Here is a 7152-nt window from a genome sequence, read left to right on the forward strand (position 1 = left end):
TAGTTGTTTTTAAATTAGACTCATGATGAAGCTAGCGATGAAGACTGAAGCAACTGTTACTGTAACAAAGCCACCAATCAGCATCGGCGTTACAAGTTCTTGGAAAAGTGCATTCTGATCCTCCACGTTATCCGTTTCGCTTCTTGCCACTTCTTCACAGATCAGATAGTCCCCAGGGAAACCAATCAATGCAGTAAGTGCCACCGGAATACCCTTATAAGGATGCCAACCGACTAGTTTTGATGCGATGAAACCACCAGCGATGATACCCACTATACCGAGACCTAAGATAACCGCCACGGCTGGAATGTTTGCAAGTGCATCGCCAGGTGTGATTCCTCCCATTGATCCTATAATAACAAAGATGAGAGCAACCATCATGAAACTGAATGAATTGGCGGACTCAAGTGCACTTTTTGGAAGCAAGTTCGTATTCAAAGCAAGTATCCCGAACAGCAGACAAAAAAGTGTATAGTGGATACCCGTCAGATCTCCTAAAATAATACCAAGCATACCAAGCACGAAAATCACAAACAGTTTGATTGTATTGTTTTTCATTAGACTAAAACGGGAAAGTCCCCTTTCCGTCTCAACAGCGATATTCGTAGAACCTGTTACGCGTTCGTTCTCCATGAATGATCGACCATACCGTTTCATGAAGAATGTAGCGAGTGGCATACCGAAGACGCCTTGAAAAGCCTGTACAAGCACAGGGACAACAATCAGGCTGGTCAACCCGAGGTTTGTCAGCGTCTCATTAGTGATCAGCAGTGCGACAACACCACCCGACAATGGTCCGATGCCACTTGCTGCTGTTGGAAATCCAAATACCGCTGTTACAATAGTCAAAACCAGTGCCAACGCACCGACCAGACCGGATAATGCGATGATGACAGCACGCCATTGCAGCTTCAAAACAGAGAAGCGCATAAGTGTACCCATATGTACAATCAGAGGGCCGATCAATATGGCACCGAGTGCCGGTAGTGTAGAAAGTTCAAGAATATTTTCTGGAAATATTCCAATCCATGTGAGTATCAAAAAGCCAAGCATCGACGTCAGCAACATGGGTATTCTTGCCCGTGTTAAGACCGAGAGCAATTCTCCAAATGCAATCAGTGCGAATATCATGACTGTTGCAACAATGGGTTCTTGTAGCATGATTCATCCCTCCTAATTTTCACGATGTACGTAGTATAAACCTTCGCAAACATGAAAGGAAGCTATTTTCAGAAAAAACGAATCATTCTGATAATGAATGCGTTTTCATCAAAAAGAGAAGCATTTTCCATGCTTCTCGGATGGTTGAAACTATTCTTTCCTATCTAAAGTGTTCTTAGCTATACTGAGTGATCGAAGCATTGCGGTCTTCTTGTAGTGATGGTCATCGAACTTCGCCAAAATATCCGCCACGACCTTTAGACCGTCCACAATATACTCGCCTTTGTTCAGCATGATGCACTCGGTTCTTGAGCCTGCAACCACATCCGACATCTCAGAACGCGTCGGTATACCTGTTTTCACAAGCGATTCGACGACTTGAGTCGCCCAAATGACCGGTACATGGGCTGCTTCACAAATCCACAGCACCTCTTCTTGAATTTCCGATAGGCGCTCATAGCCGATCTCAACTGCTAAATCACCCCGGGCTAACATAATACCAAACGGACGTGCACCTGCTGCACGCTGAATAATATCAGGCAGGTTCCTGATGCCTTCTGGCGTTTCGATTTTTGCGATGATTGGTAAGTGTTTCTTATTCTGAGGCAAACGCTCTAAAAGTGCCGCTTCTATCTGATCGATATCCTCCACATCTTTCACAAACGAAAAAGCGATGGCATCGGCATGTTTTGCCGCAAAATCTAGGTCCTTGCGGTCCTTATCGGTCAGAACGGACAGCTTGAAATCAAGGTCCGGCAAATTGATGCCTTTCTCAGTCTTGATTTTTACGCCGTCTGACTTCACTGTACGGACGACTTCACATATGATGCCTTGATCGACTTTCTGCTGTGCGCTCGCTTCGATATGTCCATCATCCATCTTGATATTCTGCCCAACAGAAATCTTAGCGATCATTTCAGGAACGTAAGTATTAAGCGCAACTTCAATACCTTCAGGCAACGTCATCGCTTCATCGGTTGATAGGAGGAAGCACTCGCCGACTTTCAATTTCGGGCTCCGTTTTGATGTCAGCAGATGTCTTGTTCTGATTTTCGGTCCACTGATATCCATCAATATACGACAAGAATGTCCTGTATCATCTGCCGCCCGCTTGACGTTTTCAATCATGCCGGTCCATACGGAGGCATCGTCGTGGGCACAGTTGATTCGGGCCATGTTCATACCTGACGCCACGAGCTGTCTGACCAGTTCATAATCCTTCCCTGCTTCTGAGGGCATTGTAACGAGCACGCGTGTGTCGCGCCCCGCATTGATAGATCCAAATAGTTCATCTGAATTTTTCCTGAGCGTCTGGTTACGTTCCAAAAAAGAATCCGAAGAACGGTAATCGATATCCTCAACATCTTGGTCCGCAATATATGCGAGTGTTCGTACTACGGCATTCAGCGTACCTAAAACATCCGCTTCCAGACGCCCGAGTGAAGAGAGTCCCCACGGAATCAGTTTTTCCTGCAGTGTCCGCATGTCCTGGCTGCGGAAGGCCATATAATATGCCAGATTGGCAGCACTATGTGTGTATGCTTCCCGCATGCCGTCCCTATTCCATTCATTAAAGAGTGCATCTCCTTGCTGTATGACAGCGTCTCTTACATCCATTACTTCTTGAAGCAGTACTTGTGCATCATTCCTGTTCACTCTCATCACCTCATTTACATGTCTTATACATATATTAACCTATACCCATCTGACCGAAATCTACCATTATAAAAAAGCGCCTCCAGACCACAAAAGGTCGGAGTGCGCCAAGTTACATGCCAAGCCTGTACATCAAGTGCAAAGCTTCCAAGTAGCCGATATGAAGAATCACCCATAGGGTGAAGCCGATGTAGCCGTAGAGTTCAAGATTCTGGACTGCAAGTGACGAAAGAATGAAGTAGAGCAGTGTCGTCACTACCCCTACTGTCACCATTCCTGGCATATACAAATCTCTTCTGTAAACGTAGAGCCATTTCAACACAGTTGCCAGAAAAATGGACACAATGAGGTGGAATGCGACTTCCACTACGATATTCAGACCACCGTCATAGATGAAATCGACATTCAAAAGTAGTGTCATCAGTTCCATCTCGGCTGCCAGTTCGACATAGAAGCATACCAGAAAGAGCAGCAGACCTGAAATGATGCCGGTCACAAGACCCGAAATTAATATTTTTCTCATGATCGCTATCCTTTGGTAATGATGGATTTCCATATATTTTTACACTTCCATTATAGCATATGGTACTTGTGAATTTAAGTCTGTTAAAAAAATGCAAATGCATATATGATAAGTGTCAAACCAAAGGAGGATCCCTATGCAAATTCTATCTTTTGAAGACGAGGCCAAGCACCTCGGTTTCATCGTCGATTTTCTGAAAGTATTTAAAGCCGACCTCGAAATGAAGCAAGGACGGACCGCAGAGGGCATCGTTGGAACACGGTATGAAATTAATGAAAACATATCAAACGTTATCGATTTCGAAGACGGCAATGTTATGGAATTCGTACAGATGCTACCTGAAATCAGAACCACCGAAATGAACTACAATTATATACGTACCATGCTCGAGCGCACCACGCGCATGATCCCAAAACCATATTTCGGCAAGGTTGTGGTCGATGGTGAAGCCATATATATCGGCACTGGCACCATCAAAAATAAAGACAACGACATCCTGATTTATGACTGGCGGACACCGATTGCCAGTCTGTTCTATGAGAACCGTACAGGTGACCTCTCATATATTATACCTGATGGCAGTAGAATCGACGCCACCGTCGAACAGCGGCGCCAATTCATCATTGCAGACGGCGCACTCATCAATATGTTTGATAGTGACATGTATATCGGGGACGAGATTCTCCAGAACATGATTACGGATTCATCACAGTCCAGACTCAAGAATATCGTCTCGACCATCCAACAGGAGCAAAATGATATCATACGCCTGCCGCTATCTAGAGACACCCTCGTGTACGGCCCACCAGGCAGCGGAAAGACATCTCTTGCGATGCAGCGTATTGCTTATCTTTTATATCAACATAAGAATACACTCGACCCTGGGAACATACTGCTCGTCTCCCCAAACGAAGTGTTCAACGATTATTTGTCGGATGTACTGCCGGAGCTCGGGGAGAACCACGTTAAAAATACAACATTCTATCGTATGCTCTCCCGCTTTCCATACTTCAAGGGACGCAACTTCGAGCATGTCTACGAAAATATACGCCGTCTGAGGGAGAGCGAATCGGGACACGCAATATACGAATATAAAAATTCACTCGACTATTTCAGCGGCCTGCACCAATACATCCAGTCGCTCGGTGAAGCTGGAATGGTATTTAGAAACCTTGTCGGGGAGAACGGCATGTTCTTCACAAAAGATGCCCTATCCCACATCTTCTACAATGAACTTGGCAGTCACCCAGTGCGCAGAAGGCTCGCCAAAATGCAGGAGCGTCTGCTTGTGCGCTACAACGAAGAAGTCAGAAGACTAAAAGATGAGCGGTTTGAAGTCTTGCAGGAGACCAATACGTACATCGGTGAAACAGAAGAATTGAAGAAAGAAGCCCATGAATATGCCAAAAAACAACTCAAGGTTGTCCACCGGCAGATTTCACTGTTCCGCTTTGTCCATTTTGAGAAGCTCTATCTCAACTCCATTAGAGACAGGCAGTTCCGTAACGAGACGGTACGTTCAATCAAAGAGAACGATTTCAAATATGAAGATATTGCACCACTGCTCTACCTCTACATCCATGTACTTGGCAAGACGGATCGGAAAATACAACACGTGTTGATTGATGAAGTACAGGACTATTCGAACATCCAGTACTATGTCATGCGTCATTTCTACCATAAGGCCACGTTTACAAGCCTCGGAGATCCAAATCAGCAGATCCACCCGGGTCAAAAGGACGCGCTTGTTGCCCGCGATCACACAGAGAAACGCCTGGTACAGTCCTACCGTTCGACGAACCAGATCAATGCCTTTCTAAACGGCATCATACCAGATTCGATAAAATCGGTATCTGTCGACGGCGACGAGGTCCAGAAGGTATCTACGGACGACGAAGCTGAATATATCAAAGTGTTGCTGGAAAAAGATGACCATCCTCAAGTGGCAATCATTACACCGACGCGTGCTGAAGCAGACCGCTACTACGAAATATTGAAAAACGACTTCCCCGAGATTAAAAACCTCGGAGAGACAGACACGTTGTACAACCAGTCCTTCATCGTGCTACCTTACTACTTGTCAAAAGGATTCGAGTACAACACGGTCATCCTGACAGATGCACAGAACTACCAGGATTCAAAACATATTCTCTATGTACTTGCGTCACGCGCCACGCGGCATTTGTACCTGCTGAATCCATAGCGCCATGGGCTACAAGATTTCCTACTTTACAAGTATGCTTTAATCCATTATAATAACTTTTGCTTGATTACAAAACCAAAGGAGCTAACATAATGGATGTACTACTCGTCATAATAAATCTTGTTGCATTCCTGTTGCTGATTGGCGCACTTGCCTATTTAAAGCGCCGGAATGTAAAATTCTCATACCGCGTCATGATTGGTCTCTTACTCGGCCTTGTATTTGGCGCTGCACTCCAACTCATCTATGGCGTTGAAAATATCGTCATCACGGACACGATGGATTGGATTTCCATTGTCGGCAGTGGATTTGTCAGACTGCTGCAGATGATCGTTATGCCGCTGATTTTCATCTCCATCTTAGGCGCATTCGCAAAAATGGATATCCAAGAAAAATTCTTGAAGTCCGGTCTTAAAATTATCGCCTTACTACTCGGCACAACAGCTATCGCCGCTGCGATCGGTATTACTGCAGCACTCGTATTCAACTTGGATGCTTCCAGCCTGAACCTTGGTGATGCTGAGAACGAACGCGCACTGTCACTAGAAAGCACTGCTTCTGAAGTGCAGGATCAGACATTGCCACAACAACTTATATCCCTGTTACCAGCCAACCCGTTCCTTGACTTTACTGGGGATCGTGCGACTTCGACGATTGCAGTTGTATTCTTCGCTGTATTCCTCGGTGTCAGCTTTGTGCGACTGATGCAACGCAACCCTGAAAGCGGAGAAAGAATTAAACAGGGCGTCATTGCACTCAATGACTGGATCATGCAACTTGTTAAAATTGTTTTGGCTCTCACACCTTACGGTATCCTTGCCATCATGACTTCAACAGTCGCAACGTCCGACTTCCAAGCAATATACGATCTTGGAATATTCGTTGTCGCGTCCTATGCAGCATTGATTACGATGTATATCATCCACCTATTGCTTATATCTCTGACTGGACTGAACCCGATTCAATTCGTCAAGAAAACGTCTGAAGCACTGCTATTCGCATTCACTTCACGCTCCAGTGCAGGGACACTGCCACTCAATATACAAACGCAGCGTACGAGACTCGGCGTACCATCAAGCATCGCCAACTTCTCAGGTAGCTTCGGATTGTCTATCGGACAGAACGGTTGTGCAGGTATCTACCCGGCAATGCTTGGTATCATGATTGCCCCAGCTGCTGGCGTTGAGATTAATGCACAGTTTATCGTGACACTGATTGCGGTCACTGTCATCGCATCACTCGGTATCGCAGGCGTCGGAGGTGGTGCAACATTCGCAGCCATTATTGTCCTCTCCACTATGAACCTGCCTGTCGCGCTTGCCGCTGTCCTCATCTCCATCGAGCCATTGATTGATATGGGTAGAACCGCACTCAATGTAAACGGTTCGATGACAGCCGGTACAATTACCGCCAAAACAAACGGGACGCTCGACAAGACGGTCTACGACGATACACACTACGACGAACTCACAGCAGAAGCATAAAACTAACCGGTACCTTAACATGACCTGAGACCACTAAAGTTTACAGATGAATAAAATAATTTTTGCTGAGATTCTAATTGATTAGAATCTCAGCTTTTTATGCGGCAATCTTGCGCAATTCGACA

At 45.5% G+C, this 7152-nt stretch carries 5 protein-coding genes; 2 read left to right on the forward strand and 3 right to left on the reverse strand.

Annotation, left to right across the window (positions count from 1 at the left end; all coding sequences use genetic code 11):
• Positions 1-9 precede the first annotated feature (9 nt).
• The 3 genes from ACFOJ8_RS05545 to ACFOJ8_RS05555 all read right to left on the reverse strand — a co-directional run bounded on the left by ACFOJ8_RS05545 (position 10) and on the right by ACFOJ8_RS05555 (position 3340).
• A complete protein-coding gene (locus ACFOJ8_RS05545) occupies positions 10-1161 on the reverse strand; it encodes a hypothetical protein (RefSeq protein WP_380652343.1) in 1152 nt (383 codons plus the stop codon).
• Between the two features lie 150 nt (positions 1162-1311).
• A complete protein-coding gene (locus ACFOJ8_RS05550) occupies positions 1312-2817 on the reverse strand; it encodes a pyruvate kinase (protein ID WP_380652340.1) in 1506 nt (501 codons plus the stop codon).
• 112 nt (positions 2818-2929) lie between these two features.
• Positions 2930-3340: a hypothetical protein gene (locus ACFOJ8_RS05555; RefSeq protein WP_380652337.1), complete on the reverse strand. Its 411-nt coding sequence runs from the start codon at positions 3338-3340 to the stop codon at positions 2930-2932.
• Between the two features lie 136 nt (positions 3341-3476).
• On the opposite strand from ACFOJ8_RS05555, the gene ACFOJ8_RS05560 reads away from it, so the two are divergent.
• Together ACFOJ8_RS05560 and ACFOJ8_RS05565 are read left to right on the forward strand one after the other, a co-directional pair.
• Positions 3477-5543, forward strand: coding sequence for a HelD family protein (locus ACFOJ8_RS05560; RefSeq protein ID WP_380652334.1), 2067 nt, complete (start codon positions 3477-3479; stop codon positions 5541-5543).
• A gap of 92 nt (positions 5544-5635) precedes the next feature.
• Positions 5636-7027: an L-cystine transporter gene (locus tag ACFOJ8_RS05565; RefSeq protein ID WP_380652331.1), complete on the forward strand. Its 1392-nt coding sequence runs from the start codon at positions 5636-5638 to the stop codon at positions 7025-7027.
• Positions 7028-7152: the final 125 nt, after the last annotated feature.

It is taken from the genome of Salinicoccus sesuvii, assembly GCF_042648145.1.
Taxonomy (GTDB): Bacteria; Bacillota; Bacilli; order Staphylococcales; family Salinicoccaceae; genus Salinicoccus; species Salinicoccus sesuvii.

Excerpts from the sequence above, each read along its gene's own strand:
- ACFOJ8_RS05545 (WP_380652343.1), bottom strand. The coding sequence starts at position 1,161 with ATGCTACAAGAACCCATTGTTGCAACAGTCATGATATTCGCACTGATT.
- ACFOJ8_RS05565 (WP_380652331.1), top strand. The coding sequence starts at position 5,636 with ATGGATGTACTACTCGTCATAATAAATCTTGTTGCATTCCTGTTGCTG.
- ACFOJ8_RS05560 (WP_380652334.1), top strand. The coding sequence starts at position 3,477 with ATGCAAATTCTATCTTTTGAAGACGAGGCCAAGCACCTCGGTTTCATC.
- ACFOJ8_RS05555 (WP_380652337.1), bottom strand. The coding sequence starts at position 3,340 with ATGAGAAAAATATTAATTTCGGGTCTTGTGACCGGCATCATTTCAGGT.